Source organism: Brevibacillus sp. FSL K6-2834, assembly GCF_038592925.1.
Classification (GTDB): Bacteria; Bacillota; Bacilli; order Brevibacillales; family Brevibacillaceae; genus Brevibacillus; species Brevibacillus borstelensis.
This window is the reverse complement of record NZ_CP151945.1, coordinates 2690023-2709581: the sequence shown is the minus strand read 5'-3', so window position 1 is coordinate 2709581 and position 19559 is coordinate 2690023. Positions and strand designations below refer to the sequence as shown.

Annotated in this window: 17 protein-coding genes; 4 read left to right on the top strand and 13 right to left on the bottom strand. The window is 50.6% G+C overall.

Features of this window, described 5'->3' with window-relative positions; translation table 11 throughout:
- The first annotated feature begins 79 nt into the window (after positions 1-79).
- Both NST96_RS13425 and NST96_RS13420 read left to right on the top strand, forming a co-directional pair.
- Positions 80-1207 carry a glycosyltransferase gene (locus tag NST96_RS13425; RefSeq protein ID WP_024984768.1) on the top strand — a complete coding sequence of 376 codons (1128 nt, stop codon included), beginning with the start codon at positions 80-82 and terminating at the stop codon, positions 1205-1207.
- A 38-nt stretch (positions 1208-1245) separates the two neighbouring features.
- Positions 1246-3486: a glycosyltransferase gene (locus NST96_RS13420; protein WP_039071407.1), complete on the top strand. Its 2241-nt coding sequence runs from the start codon at positions 1246-1248 to the stop codon at positions 3484-3486.
- Positions 3487-3867: 381 nt separating this feature from the next.
- On the opposite strand, the gene NST96_RS13415 is transcribed toward NST96_RS13420, so the two are convergent.
- Positions 3868-4827: a GDP-mannose 4,6-dehydratase gene (locus NST96_RS13415; RefSeq protein WP_003386877.1), complete on the bottom strand. Its 960-nt coding sequence runs from the start codon at positions 4825-4827 to the stop codon at positions 3868-3870.
- Between the two features lie 266 nt (positions 4828-5093).
- Between NST96_RS13415 and NST96_RS13410 the strand changes: the two genes are divergently transcribed.
- Positions 5094-6134: a glycosyltransferase gene (locus NST96_RS13410; RefSeq protein ID WP_024984772.1), complete on the top strand. Its 1041-nt coding sequence runs from the start codon at positions 5094-5096 to the stop codon at positions 6132-6134.
- On the opposite strand, the gene NST96_RS13405 is transcribed toward NST96_RS13410, so the two are convergent.
- Together NST96_RS13405 and NST96_RS13400 are read right to left on the bottom strand one after the other, a co-directional pair.
- The gene (locus tag NST96_RS13405) at positions 6074-6814 is read right to left on the bottom strand and encodes a sugar phosphate nucleotidyltransferase (RefSeq protein ID WP_194246930.1); all 741 of its coding nucleotides are present in this window, start codon (positions 6812-6814) and stop codon (positions 6074-6076) included. The two genes, NST96_RS13410 and NST96_RS13405, sit on opposite strands and share 61 nt — an antisense overlap.
- 275 nt (positions 6815-7089) lie before the next feature.
- Positions 7090-8190, bottom strand: a complete 1101-nt coding sequence (locus NST96_RS13400) for an inositol-3-phosphate synthase (protein ID WP_339186721.1) — start codon at positions 8188-8190, stop codon at positions 7090-7092.
- Between the two features lie 195 nt (positions 8191-8385).
- Between NST96_RS13400 and NST96_RS13395 the strand changes: the two genes are divergently transcribed.
- Positions 8386-8631: a cold-shock protein gene (locus tag NST96_RS13395; RefSeq protein WP_051567420.1), complete on the top strand. Its 246-nt coding sequence runs from the start codon at positions 8386-8388 to the stop codon at positions 8629-8631.
- A gap of 81 nt (positions 8632-8712) precedes the next feature.
- Here NST96_RS13395 and cobU read toward each other — a convergent pair whose 3' ends face one another.
- The 10 genes from cobU to NST96_RS13345 all read right to left on the bottom strand — a co-directional run bounded on the left by cobU (position 8713) and on the right by NST96_RS13345 (position 19454).
- Positions 8713-9294 carry a bifunctional adenosylcobinamide kinase/adenosylcobinamide-phosphate guanylyltransferase gene (gene cobU, locus NST96_RS13390; protein WP_122958593.1) on the bottom strand — a complete coding sequence of 194 codons (582 nt, stop codon included), beginning with the start codon at positions 9292-9294 and terminating at the stop codon, positions 8713-8715.
- A 42-nt stretch (positions 9295-9336) separates the two neighbouring features.
- Complete coding sequence (locus NST96_RS13385) at positions 9337-10119, bottom strand: ABC transporter ATP-binding protein (protein ID WP_342406506.1); 783 nt, start codon at positions 10117-10119, stop codon at positions 9337-9339.
- Positions 10116-11162 carry an iron ABC transporter permease gene (locus NST96_RS13380; RefSeq protein WP_003386886.1) on the bottom strand — a complete coding sequence of 349 codons (1047 nt, stop codon included), beginning with the start codon at positions 11160-11162 and terminating at the stop codon, positions 10116-10118. Before NST96_RS13380 ends, NST96_RS13385 begins: the two co-directional genes overlap by 4 nt.
- Position 11163: 1 nt before the next feature.
- Positions 11164-12153: an ABC transporter substrate-binding protein gene (locus NST96_RS13375; RefSeq protein WP_122958591.1), complete on the bottom strand. Its 990-nt coding sequence runs from the start codon at positions 12151-12153 to the stop codon at positions 11164-11166.
- A 408-nt stretch (positions 12154-12561) separates the two neighbouring features.
- Positions 12562-13434, bottom strand: a complete 873-nt coding sequence (eutC, locus tag NST96_RS13370) for an ethanolamine ammonia-lyase subunit EutC (RefSeq protein ID WP_227277726.1) — start codon at positions 13432-13434, stop codon at positions 12562-12564.
- A gap of 21 nt (positions 13435-13455) precedes the next feature.
- Positions 13456-14817, bottom strand: coding sequence for an ethanolamine ammonia-lyase subunit EutB (locus NST96_RS13365; RefSeq protein ID WP_122958590.1), 1362 nt, complete (start codon positions 14815-14817; stop codon positions 13456-13458).
- A 151-nt stretch (positions 14818-14968) separates the two neighbouring features.
- Positions 14969-15355 (bottom strand): response regulator, encoded by a 387-nt coding sequence (locus NST96_RS13360; protein ID WP_024984775.1) that lies wholly within the window; start codon positions 15353-15355, stop codon positions 14969-14971.
- Positions 15356-15581: 226 nt separating this feature from the next.
- Entirely contained in the window at positions 15582-16556 is a 975-nt protein-coding gene (locus NST96_RS13355) for a biotin-dependent carboxyltransferase family protein (protein WP_024984776.1), read from the bottom strand.
- Position 16557: 1 nt separating this feature from the next.
- Positions 16558-17445, bottom strand: coding sequence for a carboxyltransferase domain-containing protein (locus tag NST96_RS13350; protein WP_251237687.1), 888 nt, complete (start codon positions 17443-17445; stop codon positions 16558-16560).
- 14 nt (positions 17446-17459) lie between these two features.
- Positions 17460-19454, bottom strand: a complete 1995-nt coding sequence (locus NST96_RS13345; RefSeq protein WP_342406505.1) for a sigma 54-interacting transcriptional regulator — start codon at positions 19452-19454, stop codon at positions 17460-17462.
- Positions 19455-19559: the final 105 nt, after the last annotated feature.

Genomic DNA, 19559 nt, shown 5'->3' with positions numbered 1-19559 from the left:
CAACACACTCCCTGTCCGTCCTTTATATACTTGTTAATAACGCAATTGCTAGCGACTGACAAAGGGGATGTAGTTGTACATGAAGTATACAGGGGTGTACTGGATCGGCCCTGTTTATGACATGGGGGGATATGGAAATGTATCGCGAAATTATTTGCGGGCGCTAGAGACGATAGGGATTCCCGTTTATATTGACGCTTATGGTCCCAAGCACGCGGAAATCGGCGAAACGACCATGCGCTGGTTGGAAAATTTGTCCACTGACCAGATCGGCAACAGGGTCGTGTTGATCCGACACGGGTTACCCGACATTTTTCGACTTTCTTACCAAGTCCCCCACGTTGTCAAAAACATCGGCATCACACTTTTTGAAACCGATCGTCTACCCGAAGGCTGGGCATCCTCGATCAATCTGATGGATGAAGTCTGGGTTCCGTCGCGGTTTAATTTCAACACGTTTACCCGTAGTGGCGTAGCCCCTTCAAAGTTGAGGGTGGTACCTTACCCCATCGAAGTAACCAAGTACTTTCCGGGACGCCCCTACACCAAGTTTGCTCCGGCACCCTCGGTTGGATCGTTTACCTTTTTATATGTATTCGGGTTCGACTTTCGAAAGGGATACGATCTTTTGATCGAGGCTTTCTGCAAAGAATTTTCGTCCAAAGAAAACGTCTCCTTGATCTTGAAAGTATACATTCACAGCGGGCAGTCACCCGAGTTTGTCCGCAAGGAAATCTCGTCTTATATTCCTAAGAAGCGCAATAAAAACCAGATTGTCCTCCTGATCGAAGCGGTTAGTGCGGACCAACTCATCGACTTGTACCAAAGCTGTGACGTTTACATCTCAATGGATCGCGCTTGCGGATGGGGCATGCCCATCATGGAGGCGATGGCACTTGGCAAACCGGCGATTGCCCTAAATTGGGGCGGATCCACACAGTTTATGAATGATGCAAACAGCTTTCTGATCGAAACGGAGAAGAAGCTGGTGCCCGTTAACCAAAAGCTCCAAGACGCAAGGCCCGAATACTACTTGAATCATCAATGGGCGGACGTCGACGTGGGGAAAGTGCGAAAGGTGATGCGAGAAGCTTATGTCAACAAAGACAGATGCAGGCAGCTTGCCACAAAAGCCGCCTTGGATATGCATCTCCATTACTCCCCCGCCTCCATCGGCAAAGTCATAAAAGAGTTGTTTCATCAATAAAAACGAAACCTGCATTCTACAGAAGAGAGTGATCAAAGGTGAACATTGCGTTCGATATGACATTTTCACAAAATGTGAGCAATGTAAGAGGAATCGGTCGATATTCCAAAAGCTTGCTGGAGCATATCGCCCTTCAAAGTGGAGACCATTCTTTTTTTTATTTTTATCCGGACCTGAGCGTCAGTCACGAACAGCTAAGGGAGCAACTGCAGCTTTTTATCAGGCAAAATAAAATCGATCTGTTCCATATTTTGAGTCCGTTTGAATGGACCAATTTTGCCATGATGAACAGAGAATGGTATGGAAAAACGAGGGTTGCCGCTACTCTCTACGACATGATCCCTTGGATTTACCAGCATATCTATTTATCGAATCCGCAATACCGCGAATTTTATCGAAATGTATTGGAATTCGTAAAATCCTGCGATATCATTTTTGCGATATCGGAGGCTACCAAGCAGGATGCTGTCAAGCTTGCAGGCATGGATCCTGAAAAAATCCATGTAGTCATGGGAGGCATGAACGAACAGTTTACATGTATTCCTAACTGTAACCAAATGGAGGTCAACTCCCGTTACGGCATCAGAAAGCCGTATGTCATGTGTACAAGCGGCATGGATTTTCGAAAAAATACAGACAAGTTGATAGAGGGCTTTGCCAAGGCAAACCAAGCGTTACACTTTTCCTATCAACTCGTGCTGTGCTGCGATGTTTCTCCTACTGACGTCGAACATTTGAAGAAGGTCGCGCAGAATGCCGGCACGGCCGACGACTTGATTATCACCGGTTATGTGCCCGACAGTGATTTAGTCAAGCTTTACAATGGGGCCGCTCTGTTTGCCTTTCCCTCTTTGTACGAAGGCTTCGGCTTGCCTGTACTGGAGGCGATGGCTTGCGGCGTGCCTGTGGTCACTTCCAACAATTCATCGCTGGCCGAGATTGCGGGCGATGCTGCTTATCTAATCAATCCGCACAGCACAGACGAAATCGCGTCCGGAATCTACAAGATGCTAACAAGCCCGGACCTGCAAATCGAATACCGCAAAAAAGGCTTTGTTCGAGCAGAGCAATTCCAATGGAGCGAAGTTGCACGCAAAGTAATGGATGGGTACCAGCTCGTTGTCCGTAAAAAAATCGCAATCTTTTCACCTCTCCCACCGATTCACTCCGGAATCGCCAATTATATGGCAAGTATCCTTCCATCCCTGCTGAAAAACTACGATTGCGATCTGTATATCGACGATGGCTACACACCCGAGCTTTCAGATACTGCACGTACAGCAAATGTTTATCATCATCGCATGTTCCCGGAAAAAGCGGATGAATACGATGCGATTTTGTATCAGATGGGAAACAGTTTTTACCATGCGTATATCATCCCGTATCTGAGGAAATACCATGGGGTGGTCGTGCTTCACGACCTGAATTTGCACGGGCTCGGCCAGTGGTGGGCGCTTGATAAAAATGATCTGGACACTTACCTTACCATGATCAAAGAAGAAGCAAAAGACGGTGACGATTGCCTGCTCCGTGCTGTCCTGAGCGGAAACATGGGAAGTCAATTTGATCATATCATCAATAAGTTTTATATAAACGGAGCAAAGTCGGTCGTGGTCCATAATCGCTATTGTTACGACGCTCTGGTCAATGACGGGGTCGAATCCGTAATTATGGCCCGTCTCCCCGCCAGTATGCCTTTCCAATCGCCAAAGAATCGCAACAACCGGTTCGTTTTTGCCAGTTTCGGCTTTTCCGGCCCGCACAAGCGTCTGGAGTCAGCTATCCGCTGCATCAAAATGCTTGTGAGCAAAGGGCATGACAACGTAGAATACCGAATTGTCGGAAGCTTTGACTCCGATTACGCCAATACCTTGAAAAGTCTGGTCACATCGCTCAAGCTGCAATCTCACGTGACCTTCCTCGGTTACTTGCCAAATGAGGAGTACTATCAGCAGTTATCCCAAGCAGATGCCGTCATCAATTTGCGCTATCCTACTTGCGGCGAGTCCTCCGCTACATTGCTGGATACGCTAAGCCTGGGGATTCCATCGATCGTCTCCGATATCGGATCCTTTCGCGAGATTTCCGACGAGGTGGTCCTCAAGGTACCGTCGCCCCTGCCTGACGACCAGCCACTGTTTGCCGCAATGCTGAAGCTCTATCAAGACCCAGACCTCCGCCAAGGGATGTCACGGAAAGCCAAAGAGTACGTATCGAGGTGCCATTCTGTCGAACAGTATATCGAACAACTGAACAAAGCGATTGAAGCCTCCTCCTGAATATAGCAAGGCCCCAAGCAGGTAGCTTGTATAAGCAGAAGGACCCCGGTCCCCGCCGAACAGTAAACCCGTTTGGATGCATCAACCATCGCCGCTTTATTGCAAATAGGCGGGAGAACCAAAGTGAAACTGACGATGCTTGTTGTGCGGAACCGCCTTTTCAGAGGCGGTTTTTTTGCATCCCGATGCTCTCGGCTTTGATCAGCAGGCGGAAACGAACCAGGTAAGTTTTTGCGGGGCGATTGTTCCTTTTGAGGGCACAAGCCCTGTCGCTCCTGATGTCCCTGTCGCTTCTCATCCGCCTATCAACAAAAAAAGAGAGGGAAATTCTCCCCCCCTACTTCCGTTTTCCCATCCAATTTTTCGATCAGCATTTCGCGGTCATACGCGGGCACGCCAGTAATCGAGCAGATCTTTCAAGGTTTGCTCAAAAGGAATTTCCGGTTTCCATCCCGTTTGTTGATGAAACTTGTCGTAATTCCCAAGCAGGATTTCAACGTCAGATGGCCTCATTCTGCTTGGGTCTGGCGTAATGGTAATGGCTGCCTGGCTCAGTGAAAGAAGCTTATTCAACATTTCCTCAATCGTGTAGGTAACTCCCGACGCGATGTTGTACACCTCGCCCGGGACACCTTTTTCCACGGCCAGCCAGTAGGCTCTGACGACATCTCTGACATCCGTGAAGTCCCTTTTCGCCTGAAGATTGCCAACGTACAGAACAGGAGGTTTGATCCCCTTCTCGATCTCTGCAATTTGCTTGGCAAAGTTGGAAGTCACAAACGCTTCGCCTCGACGCGGGCCTGTATGATTGAAGGTTCGGGTACGTATCGTTTTGAGACCGTAGCTCTGGTAATACTGATAGCCCAAATAATCCTGCCCTACTTTGCTTACGGCATAAGGGCTTAGCGGACGGAGCGGGTTATCCTCCTTAATCGGGACTTCATGCGCATATACTTGCCCGTACTCTTCACTGGAACAAGCGATTTGAACGGTGCAATCCAGTTGATGCTTTAGTATAGCCTCAAAAAGGTTCACTTGACCAATTTGATTGACGATTAACGTTTCCGCCGGTGCATTCCATGACGTCGGTACAAAACTTTGAGCGGCCAGATGAAAAATGTAATCGGGTTTAACCGCTTTGATCATCTCATCAACGGAACGCGGGTCTTTCAACTCACATTCGACCATATGGATGTCATCCTGGATATGCTTGATGTGATCCATTCTGCTCCTGAGTCGATAGGTACCGTATACTTCCATATCCTTTTTGTTCGCTAACAACCATTCTGCGAGGTGGCTTCCGGCAAATCCGGTGATTCCGGTGATTAGAGCTTTTGGCATCGTGTTCCTCCCTGATCCTCAGTCAAATTATTTGGGCCATGCTGGCGGTGCTCTGGGCTGGCATGATCCCCTTTGATGTACGGTCCCCCCATGAAGGGACAGAACTCATGCGGGTTGCAGCATTGGTATTGAAATATTCCACACACCCGCAATTTATGACGAACGGGACTTCTTCGCCCCTACAATCGTCAGAAACTGTTGGAAAAGCGTACTAGCTCCTTTCATATGCTGTTAGAAGCGGCAAAACAATGAGTAAGAGGATCGTGATGTCTATGCAAATTGCGTTTTATTACGATTCGTCATTTGATTGGAACGACAATGATCTTGAAAATAAAGGGGTCGGTGGATCTCAATCGACGCTTATCAGAATGACTAGAGAACTGGCAAAGCGCCACGAGGTGACTGTTTTCAACAGCACAACCAAAGAGGGCCGATACAACGGCGTCACCTACCGCAACTATCAAACGTATAGGAGCGACCAATTCTGGGATGTGTTTGTCAGTTACAGATGCGCATTGCCCAGTAGCGGAGTAAATGCGGCATGCAAGCTTCACTGGTGCATCGATCCCGGTGACAATACGGTCGAAAAAGACCTTCCCTTTATTGACAAAGTCATCACCATCAGTCCATTCCATACGAAAATGATGAGCAATATTTTTCACATCGACAAAAGCAAGATATACGAGGCCCGCCTCGGGATACAGACAGAAGACTACTGGGATTGCCTCCCGAAAACAAAAAACAAACTCATATTCTGTTCAGCTCCTGACCGCGGATTGAGGCATGTTCCGCAGATTTTTTCCCTGATCAAAAAAAAGATACCTGATGTATCGCTCGTCATCACCATGGATTACAGCTTATGGGGATTCAAGCCTGAAACAGAACCGTATCGCGAATTGTTTAAGGGAATGGAGGGCGTTACCTATTTGGGAAAAGTCTCGCAGCAGCAATTGGTCCATGAGCAAAAAACAAGCATGATTCATATATACCCCTGCGACGGTCCCTATGAGATGTTTTGCTTGGCTTCCATGGAGTGCCAGGCAGCAGGAACACCGACCATCGCGACCAATCAGGGCGCCCTTTCCACTACAGTCCAAGACGGCAAGACCGGGAAATTGATTTATACATTGCCTGATTATGATTCATGCTTCTATCAGACATTCGCGGATACGGTGACTACGCTCTTGAGCGATCCCATCGAGTGGCAGAGAATGAGCACATATGCGAGAGAAAGAGCATTTGTCCACTATTCATTAAAGGGCCTGGTGCTGGAGCTGGAAAAAAGGTTCACGGATTGGAGCCGTTGATTCACACGGTGATAGGACTGCAGCGTCCCTGCGTCCTCCCACCAGCCGGGCAAGATATGATAGGTGGCTTCTCCCGCGGAAATAAAGAGGTTATTCACATCTGTTATTTCCAGCTCTCCTTTCGAGGAGGGATGGATTTTCTCGATGATGTCAAATACGTCTGGTCGGTACATGTAAATGCCGGTTACCGCAAATGGAGATTTCGGGTTGACCGGCTTTTCTTCGATCGCTATTAAACGCTGTCCCTCGAATTCTGCAACGCCAAAATGTTGGGGATCAGCTACTTCCGCCAACAGGAGGTGCGCTTTTTCCCGCCCCTTGGCAAATTGATGGATAAAAGGGGCCAACTCGGCTTGAAACAGGTTGTCACCGAGATGGACGACAAAGGGGGAATCGCCCACGAATTCTTTTCCCAGGCTGACTGCTTCCGCTATGCCACCCGGCCGGTCTTGAACACGGTAGGTGAAACGGACCTGAAACTCGTTGCCGCTCCCGAGAAGCCGCGAAAAATAGCCCAAATCTTCTTTTCCCGTAATGATCAAGATGTCGGTGATACCCGCTTGCCTTAATTTGTAGATGGGATGGAAGATCATAGGGAATGTTCCGACCGGCAGTAAATGTTTATTGACAACATTCGTTAGCGGGTACAGCCGGGTTCCTTTTCCTCCAGCGAGTATCATGCCTTTCACGGATCTCCTCCTCCTTCCCCGAAAACACCGCTTTGCCTTCCTGTTTTCACTTGCCAGCGCTCTTGTATAAATGCCAACTGCCCGTCCAGAATCGTGACACCTATAGTTGGCACGTAATGGCACACCTGACTGTAGGCAAAAGTCTTGCGTGATTCCCTGTTATCTTTTTCATCATATTAAGCCTGCTCCGGATTGGAAACGGCGACTGTCCTTTGTCTGCATCAATCAAAATGCCCCTCCGGTAATTGGCTGGAGAGGCATTTTCACTAACGGTCTTCTTTCCCCTCGATGAAAGCTTCCAAAAGGCTGCGGGCTGCTTCGTCTGTATACTGCACGAGCGGATGTTTCATCGTATAGGCGGCGACAGAGGTCAATGCCCCCGCTATCCCGCGGTCTAACGCCAGTTTGCAGCAGCGGATCAGATCGATCACAACCCCTGCGCTGTTTGGCGAATCTTCGACCGAAAGTTTCAATTCCACACTGATTTTGTTTCCCCCGAACTGGGTTCCTTCCATCCGGACATAACAGACTTTATTATCCTGAAGCCAGCTTATATAGTCGCTGGGACCGATATAGATATCTTCCTCATGGAGAGGCGTTTCCAATTGGGATTGGACCGCTTCGGTTTTTGACACTCGTTTCATTGTCACCCGATCGCGATTTAGCATATTTAAAAAGTCGGTGTTGCCTCCGATATTGATTTGGTACGTATGGTCAATCTTGACACCTCGTTCGGCAAAAAGCCTCGTCAGGACGCGATGGATAATGGTGGCCCCTACCTGGGACTTGATATCATCGCCAATAATCGGAAGCCCGGCTTTTTCAAATTTCTCCACCCAAACAGGGTCCGATCCGATAAAGACTGGTATACAGTTGATAAAACCTGCACCTGCCTCAAGCGCTGCCTCTGCATAGAATTTGCTGGCTTCCAAACTCCCGACCGGAAGAAAGTTGATGACCATCTCCGCACCGCTGGATTTCAGTTCCTCGACAACATCACACGCGGGCTCGTTTGACAAGTGAAACCGTTTTTCCATCGGGTACATGTGCATGTGCTGAGACATGCCGTCGAGGAGATGGCCCATTTTGACCATAACGGGTGATTGGTCGATTTCTCGCACAAACACATTGGTGCAGTTGGGAGGAGCGAAAACAGCTTCGTGCAGAGGTTTTCCCACCTTGCGACTATCGACATCAAATGCTGCGACAACCTCTATATCTCCAGGGAGATACCCGCCGATCGAGCGGTGGATCAACCCCTCATCTTCTCCGATGCTCCTGTGCTTGTAATAGGTGATCCCCTGCAACAGAGCGGAGGCACAGTTTCCGACCCCGACTATCGCGACTTTTATTCCAGGCACGTTCATTCCTCCCTTATTTCTCAACCATCCATGTGGTTCTCCGAATTTACGCCGTACGATAACTATTGCAGTTTATGCAAGCTTTCCGCCGAAGTGAACCACGCTGTATTTACCATTTTTCCTGAATAAAATACAGAGATTGTCATATAGTATAGGGAGTACTAGAACACCACCGGAGAAAGATTAGAAATCGACCGGAAAATGAGTGTTTCAAGCTGCATTGCTACGGAAACAAGCTGGAGGTGTTTGCAGTTGTATTCAAAAAGAAATCAGGAGCCCGTGGTGGAAGAGGAAACGGCCATTTGGACCTGCAGCAAGGATGATTGCTCTTGCTGGATGAGGGAAAATCTAACCTTTGAAAAAGAGCCGACCTGCCCCATCTGCAGTTCCTCGATGATGAGAGATATGAGAATGCTTCCTCCGCTTACCTGGAACGTGTTCAAATAAGGTACAGGAAAAAGGCCTACCCGTTTTTTCAGGTAGGCCTTTCGCCTTCAAAAAATACATGCCGCTCCATCTAAATGGTGGCTATTGACAGCCCGTATCGAAGCGATACGCCCGGCTTTTTATCTCGATCGGGATTCCTGCTGTGACCAAAAATACTTGGTCACTGATGCTGGCTACCTGCTGATTAAGAATACCCGCCAAATCTCGAAACTGTCTCCCCAGCAAATGGTCCGGGACGACGCCGTACCCTACCTCATTGGACACGAGCAAGACCGTACCGGGGAAGGTCTTTACTGTGTCCGTCAATTCTCCGATCAGGCGAGTGACGTTCTCCACCGGCCGTTCGTGCTCATACCGAAGCAGCCAATTTGACAGCCAAAGCGTCAGACAATCTACGAGTATCACTGTTTCCCGGTTAATAATAGGAGGCTCGCCCTTCCATTTGTCCAAAAGGCCGCACAAATCGAACGGCTCTTCCACTGTCAGCCACGGAAATGCTGAGCGCGCTCTCTCCGCCCGATGCTGCTCAATCCTCTGCCGCATCTCTTCATCGCCAATCGTGGCGGTTGCTACGTACAACGCACTCTGCCCCAGATGGGCTGCATAGCTCACCGCAAACCTGCTCTTTCCGCTTCTGACGCCTCCGGTTATCAATGAAATCATCGTACAGCCTCCTTGTCTGAAAAAAGCAGACGCCGGCTCGATTTATAAATCTTTTGCAGATCGGAGCAGCATCTGGGGCAAATGATGGAACGGGTGGTCGAGAATGATAGGTCTGATCCCGTAAACCTCATAAATCAAGTCCTCGCGAAGCAGCTCGCCGGGTTTTCCTACCCCGATCTGCCGTCCCTTGTCCAGCAGGAGAATCCGGTCACAGTACAGAGAAGCCAGATTCAGATCATGCAGTACCGCAACTACTGTTGCCTGCTCCGCCCTTTGCCAACGGTGAACGGTGTCCATCAACTGGATTTGATAGCCGATATCCAGGAAGGTGGTCGGCTCATCCAGCAGCAGCAGCTCTGGCTCTTGAGCCATCACCTTGGCCAGTCCGACGCGCTGTTTTTCCCCGCCGCTCAATTTTTCCAATGTCCGATGCTGCAATTCCGTCAGACCCAGCGTCTGCAAAATGCCATCAATCAGCGGAGCCGAGTCTCCCCGTTCCGTCCCAAGCCAGCTTTGATACGGAAACCTGCCCATTTCCACGACCTCTCTTACACTGAACCCGATAGAGGGCAACGGCTCCTGCTGCAGGACAGCCAGCCACGCAGCCAAGTCCTTGCGCTGATGCGCTTCGGCCTGTTTTCCCCTCAGCCAGATTTGTCCGCGATCAGCCGCCTCCACGGCAGACAGAAGCTTTAGAAGGGTAGACTTGCCGCTCCCGTTTGGACCGATAATCCCGAAAAACTCGCCCGGCTTCACTTCAAAGGCGATGTCCTGCAGCACGGACTTGCCGTTGTATGACTTCCACACATCCACGACGCGAATCAAGCTTCTCCCTCCTTTCCGGCACGCTGTTTTTTCCGCAGCAAATAAGCGAAGAAAGGTGTACCCAGAAAAGCCGTCACGACGCCCAACGGTATTTCTGTCGGGCTGAGCAGCGTACGGGCCAGAGTATCGGCCCACAGTACGTAGATTCCCCCGTAGAGCGCTGACATAGGCAGCAGCAGGCGGTAATCAGGTCCGGCCATCAGTCTCACCAGATGCGGTACAACCAGTCCGACAAATCCGATAATTCCCGATACGGATACCGCTACGGCTGTCAGCAGGGTCGACACTGTGAGTACAACCAGCTTCGTACGGTCCACTTGCACACCGAGATGCGCCGCTTGCCTCTCGCCGAGAGCGAACAAATTTAACGTCCGTCCATACCCCATCAGAATGATAAGACCGAGAAACAGACAGGGAAGCAATACGACCGAGAAAGACCACCCGCGGAAAGCCAGGCTTCCCATCAGCCAAAAGACGATCTCATTGACGACCTGGTCAGACAGGGAGACGAGAAAGGAGACAATCGACCCGAGAAACGCCTGAGCAACGACACCTGACAAGATCAGCGTTTCAATATGTATTTTGCCTTGTGAATGCGCCAGCCTGATTACCAGCCACAAGCTGATCAGACCCGTCGTAAAGGCAGCGAGCGGAACGGACCACTGACCGAGCAAACTGAACTGCCATCCAAATAAAATAAGCGTCGCCGCTCCGATCGCAGAGCCGGATGCGACCCCGAGCGTGTACGGATCAGCCAGCGGATTGCGCAATATCCCTTGAAAGCCCGCCCCGGCCAATGAAAGGCAAGCCCCCACCAATACAGCCAGCAGAACGCGGGGAAAACGAACCTTCATGACGATTTGCTCGGCAGACTCCGGCCATTGGACAGTTATCAATGTCCCAATTCCCGGCAGCTTATGCAGGAGAATGCCCCAGACCTGTGTGAGCGGCAGTTCTGCCGAGCCCAGCGAAAGACTCATGCCGACAGACAGAAAGAGGAGCAGTACACCTGCCCCTCCGAACAACAGGAAGCGTGCTTTCATTTTATTTCAACCGCTCCGGATAAATGGCTTTGGCCATTTCGTACAATCCCTGTGTGATGCGCGGACCTGGTCGGGACAGAATATTATGGTCCAAGCCGATCACCTGGTTGTCCCGGATCGCTTTGATTTTGTCCCAGCCGCTTCTTTTCCGAATGGTTTGGTCCAACGTTTCGCCTGTCTTTTCATCTGTGAAGCCTTGCGCAAACAAGATCACATCCGGATCTTCCTTCACAATTTTTTCTTCGCTGACCGGGTTCCAGCCCTGGGTGTCGGAGGCGATGTTGATGCCTCCTGCCATCGTGATCAACTCGTCCAGGAACTCGCCCTTCCCGACTGTCCACCCTGCTGAAAACTCCAAATACACCTTCTTCTTTTCTTCCGGCTTCAAATCTTTGACAGCGTCTGTCACCTTGCCGATATCGGCTTTCATCCGGGAAACCAGTTCTTCCGCTTGAACTTGATGATCTGTAATTTGTCCCAAAAGCAAAATGTTTTCCATGATATCCTGAACCACTTTCGGACGCAGCGTAATGACCTGCAGGTCCAGGGACCGCAATTTTGTGACGACATCCTCTTTCATGGAAATACCGCCAACGACGAGATCCGGGCTTTGCGCGAGGATCGCTTCTTCATTAGGCGAGAGAACCCCGCCCACCTTCGGCTTCGATTTTGCCTCCTCGGGGTAGTCGTCGTAATCGGAAACAGCGACGACCTTATCGCCGAGCCCAAGCGCAAACAGGATTTCCGTCTCAGCTGGCGAGGCAGAGACGATCCGCTCCGGCGCCTTGGCAAAAGTCAGCTCTTGACCGGTAGAATCCTTTATTGTCAAGGGATAGCTTGTTGCTTTTTCGCTCTTCGCCTCTGTACTTTGAGAAGGTGGTTGTTGTGTGGATGATTGCTCGGATTGTTTCGCCGGTTGGCTACCCTCCCCACATCCCGCCAGGCTGATCGCCACGAACAGTGAAAACAGGAGAAACATGCAGCGTTTCATACGAATCTTCCCTTCTTTCAAGAAATACGAGGAAACCGGTCGCTCAACCCTGTATCCCGCAGCCCGGACGCAGCGAAACGCCCTTTGTTCCTAAGTGGAAAACAGAGGGCACGTACATCAGGGCGCCTATCATTATATCATTGCGGCCATGAAAAAAGAAACATATCTCCGCTCTTGTCCGCAGCAGAGGCATGCTTCTTTCCTCATTTTCCTCTGTCATTTGGTTTCGGGGCGGTTTGCTTCTGCAACCGCCCTTCCGCATCCAGTTAGTTCATTCGTTCTGTCAATTCAACTGTTCTGTCAATTCTTCTGTTCAGTCATTTCATCTATTTCGTCTTTTTCACCCGCTCAGTCATTTCATCTGGTTCATCATTCTCATCTGTCTCAGCCCCAGTGGCTCGCCCCAGCTTATCTTGATCTCAACCTGGCAAGAGTCACGCCGCTTGCCTGATAACGCAGAATATCATCGAGCAGCTCTGCCAGATAGGCCCCAGCCTCGATCGGCGGCGTCCCCCCTCGATGGATATTGGAAATAACCGTCCGGTCAGATTCCACTGTCTGTGCACTTGGCTGATAGATCATATAAGCGCTGAGGCTCTCCGCGGTAGCAAGTCCAGGTCTCTCGCCGATCAGCGATATGACCGCCTTGCACTTGACGATAGAGGCGATCTGATCCTGTACCCAGACCCGTCCCCGTTTTACAAATACAGGTTTTCCCGTGCTAATGTTGCGCAAAGCCAAACCTTGCAGGAGGGCGGGAAGCAGATCGGGAATATTCGCTTCGATCGCCGATGTGCTGAGTCCATCGGATACGACGATTTGCACATCCTTTCCTTTATCCCCGTTCTGCTCCAGCCATCGCACGGATTCATCGGATAGTCTGCGCCCCGATTCCAGATTCATGAGGTATTCCTGCATATCGGCAGATTTCGTCTGCAAGATGGGCAGACCCAGCTCACGCAGAAGATCTTCGCCGATATCCTTCGTCACCGCGTCTCGGGCTGCTGCCTGATCAATCCGAAATTGCAGGTAGCTCCGCGTTTTCATTCTCGTTCCCGCGCGGCCGATCCCGATACGTGCAGGTGTCCGACTCATCGCTCTTTCCAGCGACTCCCGGTCCTTCGGCTTCTCGACCCCCATTTCTTTGTCCTCCGGAAAGTATATGGGATCACTTGAATGAGCCCCCGCCTGAAGTGGCTCTTTTTTTGCCGACGTGGAACTCTGCTTTGCCAGCTCAACCAACACGCGATCGACAAGCTCATCAAGATTAACCTGCTTCATGTTTCTTCGCCTCCCGCCACTCTAATCAAAAATCGTCAGATCTCCTGCATACTCAGTCAACCTGCCGTCCTCCATGATCCCCATCTTTTCCAGCCATTGTTCAAATTCCCGCAACGGCCTCAGCCCGAGTATTTCCCGCAGGCTCGCGTCATCGTGATAGCTCGTATCCTGGTAGCTGAGCATGACGTCATCTCCCCCGGGCACGCCCATGTAAAAATTCGCCCCTGCCAAAGCAGTCAACATGCCGGCAATTTCCTGATCATTTTGGTCTGCGTACATGTGATTCGTATAGGTGGGAGCGATGCCCATCGGCAGTCCGTGCATTTTCCCCATAAACAAGTCCTCCAGATCCGCCCGGATCATCTGCCTGCCGTCATACAGCGTCTCCGGACCGATAAAGCCGGAAACGTTATTCACCATAAACGGCTTCCAGTGCCTGCAAAAACCATAGGTTCGAGATTCCAATGTCTGCATATCGACTCCTTCGTGTGAATCCAAAGATACCTCAGACCCTTGCCCTGTTTCAAAATACATCACATTGGGACCGGTCGCCGTTCCGTAGCGAAGCATCAGCTCCATGCCCTCGTCCAAAATTTCTTTGGAGACACCGAAGGCCTCATTTGCCTTTTGCGAACCGGCCAGGCTTTGAAACATCAGCGAGATAGGAGCGCCGTTCCGGAGAGCCTGCATCTGCGTAGTAATGTGAGCCAGTACGCAGTTTTGCGTCGGGATTTGCCAGCGTTGAATGAATTCATGCGACATGACGAGCAGCTTGGTAACGCTTTCAACCGAATCGTTATTCGGATTGATTCCGATGACTGCATCGCCTGATCCGTAGGAGAGCCCCTCTTTGATCGAGGCGAGGATGCCTTCCGGGTCGTCGATCGGATGATTGGGCTGACAGCGGAAGGCAAGGCGCCCCGGCTCTCCAATCAATGTGTTGCAATAGGCCTGGTACCTCATCTTTTGAGAAGCCATGACCAGATCAATGCTGGACATCAGCTTGGCTACCGCCGCTATCATCTCGCTGGTAAGTCCGCGGCTAAGCCTGGTCAGCTCTGGCATGCGGGCTTTTCGAGACAAAATGTAATCGCGCAGTTCACCCACTGTCCAATGCTTGATTTCATTGTAGACGGTCAAATTGAGATCGTCGTAAATAATGCGTGTGACCTCATCGTCTTCATAGGCAATAACGGGATTTTCATAGATGTCAGATAGCAGCATCTCGCTCAGCACTACTTTGGCTGCCATCCTCTCCAGGGCCGACTGGGCGCCGATCCTGCTCATTTGGTCACCCGACTTCTCCTCGCTTGCTTTGGCCAAAACATCTTTGACAGATGAAAATTGATAGTGCTGCTTCCGGATTACGCAAGACAACTTCATATCTCGTTCCTCCCTCGCTTGACTGGCAAGCGGTCTTTATTCATGGGCAGTACAAAAAGAAAAAGCGCCTTGAATACAGGACAACATGGTTGTCCCCACTCAAAGCGCCGTCGCTTTTCCAATATCAACTTTACGGTTCGCAGGTGAATGCTCACGCCTCTGCCTGTCTGTGACGATCAATCATCATCTCTACAGCAGGCAGCAGCTCTTCTTCGGAAACCGGCTTGACCAGATAGCCGCAAACGCCGGCCCTCTCTGCCTCGACGAGCATTTCTCTTTGGCTGTAGGCCGTGAGAAGCAGAACAGCCGAGTTTGAGGTGTCCCGAATTATTTTCGTCGCCTTCAGGCCGTCCATGATCGGCATTTTTACGTCCATAATAATGAGATTGGGCTTCCACTTTTGCGTCAATTCGATCGCTTCTTTACCATTTCTGCCTTCCGCTACAACGTCATAGCCTACTTCTTGCAGCATTTCCCGGATATCCATCCGGGTGATCGGCTCATCGTCGATGACCAGTATTTTGTAGCGCTGACGCAATTCTCCTCCCCCTTTACATGAGATGGATCGTGGCCGCCCATTTTCCGTCCTTCTCCCCGAGACTTTGACGCCATTGTCGCCATCACGGTTTGCAGACGGCTGTTGCCATGAAAGACTGCCGAAATGCGTAGGGCAAGAAGCACCTAAATAATAGTTGGAATAATCATATTATACCGATTATTCATGTCGTCCGCCAGTCCTAATGTCCTCTGGCAAAAACGTGGTTTTAACGGAGCAGCTCTTGCACGGCCAAAATTTTTCGCTTTTTGGACAACCTCGCTTCGATTGCCTGGTCCACGGTGACTGCCAAAAAACGCGTTTTCGTATTCGGCCTGGATTGGGCGATCAAGTCGAGATCAGCATTGATGGCCGTTCCGATCGTGACAAAGCCCCCTCCTGTTGTCGCATCGCGCAAAAGCAGGATCAATTCTTTTTCGTTTGGCACCATGATCGCGCCAATAGGGTAGACGATATCGACGACATTGGATGAGTTGTTTCCCGCTCCAAACGGCGGATCGAACGGTTTGAACGATACGGTGGCCCCTGTATATCGGTAGGCGATATTATTTGACTCCAGCCCCACCTGCCACTCCGAGTTGAGAAATGTTTTTATCCCTTCATCACTCAAGCGGTAGCTGGATAAGCCCACCACCACCCGGATGTCCATCTCATTCGAAAATGCAGGGATGTATTCGTCGGGAATTCGCCGGCCAACCTGGTGAAAAACGCCGGGCAAAGGCTCTCCGATCTGCACCTCGTCGCCCGCCTGCAGCTTTCTGCCGTGAAAGCCGCCTAATTGACTAAGCACATAGGTCGACTTGCAGCCGAGGACATCCGGCACTTGAATGCCTCCGGATACGCATAGATAGGTTTTGACTCCCTGCGTGGTCATCCGAAATGCGAGCATATCTCCTTCCTGTATCACCAGCGATTCCCACATCGGCACCGGCTGCTCATTGAGCCTCACCTCGCATGGAGCTCCCGTTATGGCGATTACCGTCCTTTTGCAAAATTCAATCACCGGACCGAGCAGCGTAATTTCCAAGGCGGCGTAATCATGCGGATTCCCCAGCAAAATATTGCCCAGTACATAGGAGTATTTGTCAGCGGCTCCCGAAGGCGGCACCCCCAGATGATAAAACTCCTTTCTGCCCATATCCTGAACCAGTGTCTGCAAGCCGCCATCCCTGATCCGCAGCATATTAAAAGTCCTCCATTACTTGCTTGATGTACGCTTCTCTTTTCGCGAAGTATTCCTCCGGGGAAAAATCGACGTATTTCATCCGGTAACGGTACGTCCCGGCTTCTACTTGCGAAAGAATCTGCTTGTACTCCCGCTCTTCAACCGGGTGATGCTTCCAGATGTCACCGGGCCTGGCCAGGAAAAACGAGTCGCGCAAATCCTCAAGCTTGCCTGACTGATCAAAGACTGGCACCGCGGCCATTCCGATCAGCTGGTAGCTGCCCGGAGCGGACAGCGGATAGATCACCGTAAAGGCTCCTCCGAGGCCGACAGCTCTTCCAGGCGTATCCGTCCGCGGACTTGCGTATTTGGGTGTCTGGATGATCTGATCCTTCCTGAGGCCCAGTGGGTACTCCCATGCGGTTCCCGGAATAAAGCCCATCATCGAGATTAAGTATGGACTGCGGGAATGCGCCTCGATAAAGGCTTCCTTTTCCTTGAAGCCGTTCAGCTTCATCACGAGCTCAAAGTTGCTGATGTTTTCTTTGATGATGTTGCGCTCTTGAAAGCGTCTGCTGTACTCCCTCGTGATCGGATCGTCGTACCAGATTGGAATCTCGACGATACGGACTTCGAGATTCAAAGCGGCAGGGTTGCTTTTGGTCATGTCGATTTCCTTTAAATAATCGAGCAAATTCGCTGCCGGGATCACTTCCGGATCAAAACGGATCAGGTACGAAGAATTGGATGGGCAGATGTCAAGAATGCCCGGGATTTGCCTTCTTCGCAGTTCGCTCGTGATCGCCAGTGCTTTGAAGTTGCTCTCTTCGCTCATGTCTCGGGAAATTTCCGCATAGATGTATTCATCTCCGCCAAAGTCGAATCTCGTCTCGGGCAGTGTGAACATCGTCACCCCTCCTTTCAGGAAAGCAGCTTTTGCATCCGTCTGCTCAAGGTCGCGGGGCTGACGCCCAGAATCTGGGCGACCTTGGCAGCGGTCCCGTACTTTTGCAAGGCGAGACTGATCAACTGCGTCTCTACTTCCTCGACCGCCTCTTTCAAAGGAATAATCTCACGGACGATCGGTTTTTTCTCCTGATCGCGCGGCTTGCTTTCGTACAGGTTGGACAGCACATCGCGGGCACTGATATGCTCCTCCCTCGCCGTCACCACCAGACGCTCGATCATGTTCTGCAGCTCCCGAACATTCCCGGGCCAGTGGTATCCCTCCAGGACATGCAGCGCTTCCTTGGTCAATACCTTGTCCAGCTTGTACATTTGGTTGTAAACCTGCAAAAAATGGACGGACAACGGAATGATGTCCAGAGTACGCTTGCGAAGGGGCGGAATATCGATGGGAATGACGTTCAAGCGGTAGTACAAGTCTTCGCGGAATAAATTTTTCCGTACCAGCTCGTGAATATTTTGGTTCGTGGCCGCAATCACTCTCACATCGATGGAAATTGTCCGGGTGCCGCCGACCCGCATCATCTCTCTTTCCTGCAGGACACACAAGAGCTTTACCTGCATGTTGTAAGGCAACTCGGTTACTTCATCCAAAAAGATGCTTCCTTTGTGAGCAAGCTCAAACAGTCCCGGCTTTCCCCGCTGATCCGCTCCGGTAAACGCTCCTTTTTCGTAACCAAACAGCTCGCTTTCCATCAAGGTTTCCGGTATCGCGCCGCAATTTACCCGAATGAACGGCTCGTTGTGTCTGTGACTGTACTCGTGGATGGCTTTGGCAAAGACCTCCTTGCCGACACCGGACTCGCCGGACAACAGCACGGTCGAATCCACTTTGGCGATATGCCTGCACTCGTCCACCAACCGTTCCATGACTTGCGAGCGAAAGATGAGCTTGCGCTGACCGTCATGTTTCTGTGTCAATAGCTGGTCCAGCTCCTGCTTGTATTCCTCTGATTGCTTTTTGGCCATTTCCAGCTCGGCGCGCAGCTCGTGAATGCTCGTAATGTCCTCCGACAGAATCACGATTTTCTCGATTTTGTCTCCGTGAAAGACTGGCGTCGCCACCGACCAGACTTTTTTCCCGTTTTTCGCCTCCTGGATCAGCGACAAACGCTTCTTTTGGGCAAGGCACAAATCGGTGATGTTGGGAGAAAAGGCGCCTTCCTTTTCCAGCTCATAGACGTTTTTCCCGATCAGTTTTTCTGCTGACTCCTGCTCCCAAAACCCTTGCAAAAAAGTACCCGCCACGCGAATGATGGTTCCTGCCCGATTGACGACGGTAATCTGCTTGTTCGTCGATGAATACACAGCTTTCAAGTCATCGTTGAAATTGCGGAGAAACTCGAGCTCGTTGACGGCATCCCCGAGCTTCTCCCGATTGGAGAAGAGGTGAACGATCCCGATAATCTTGTCGTTTTCATACAACGGGGAAATATTGCCGCTTGTCCGTTTAAAATTGATCGAGCACTCGACCATTACCATTTGTTTCCCGGTCAGCACTTCATCGAGATCTCTTTCGACCGTGATCAGCGTTTTATAGTTGCGATAGAGAAGGACGTGTTTGGGAAGGCCGAGGATTTGTTCCGCAGTTTCATTCATGAAAGTGATTTCAAAATCGGAATCGGTCGTGATAATTCCGATTCCGGAGCTGTCAAAGATGCGGTTTACCTGCTGGAGCTTGTATACATTCAACAGATTCTTTGTATCCCTGGCTGTCGTATAGCCCGTAATCGCTCCGGATTCATTAACCCCGAGTACGACAGAGATGTTGTGATAAAACGAAATGGCCCCTTCTTCCGGCACCTTCACCATATCAGCCCGATACGCAATTTTCCCTTGCAACGACTGTTGGCTCTGCAGTTGTTTCAACAGAGAATCCTTGTCCACATACCCGATGATCTCATCGTTTTCGCTGCTGACGAAAAGCAGCTCTCCCTTTTGTTCTTCCATGGCGAGTATCGCCTCTTGCAAAGTCCGGTCTTTCGAAATTGGTGCGGAAACCTTTTGTAAAACATCTTTCCAAACGAGCACAAGGACCCCTCCGGACGATTATTT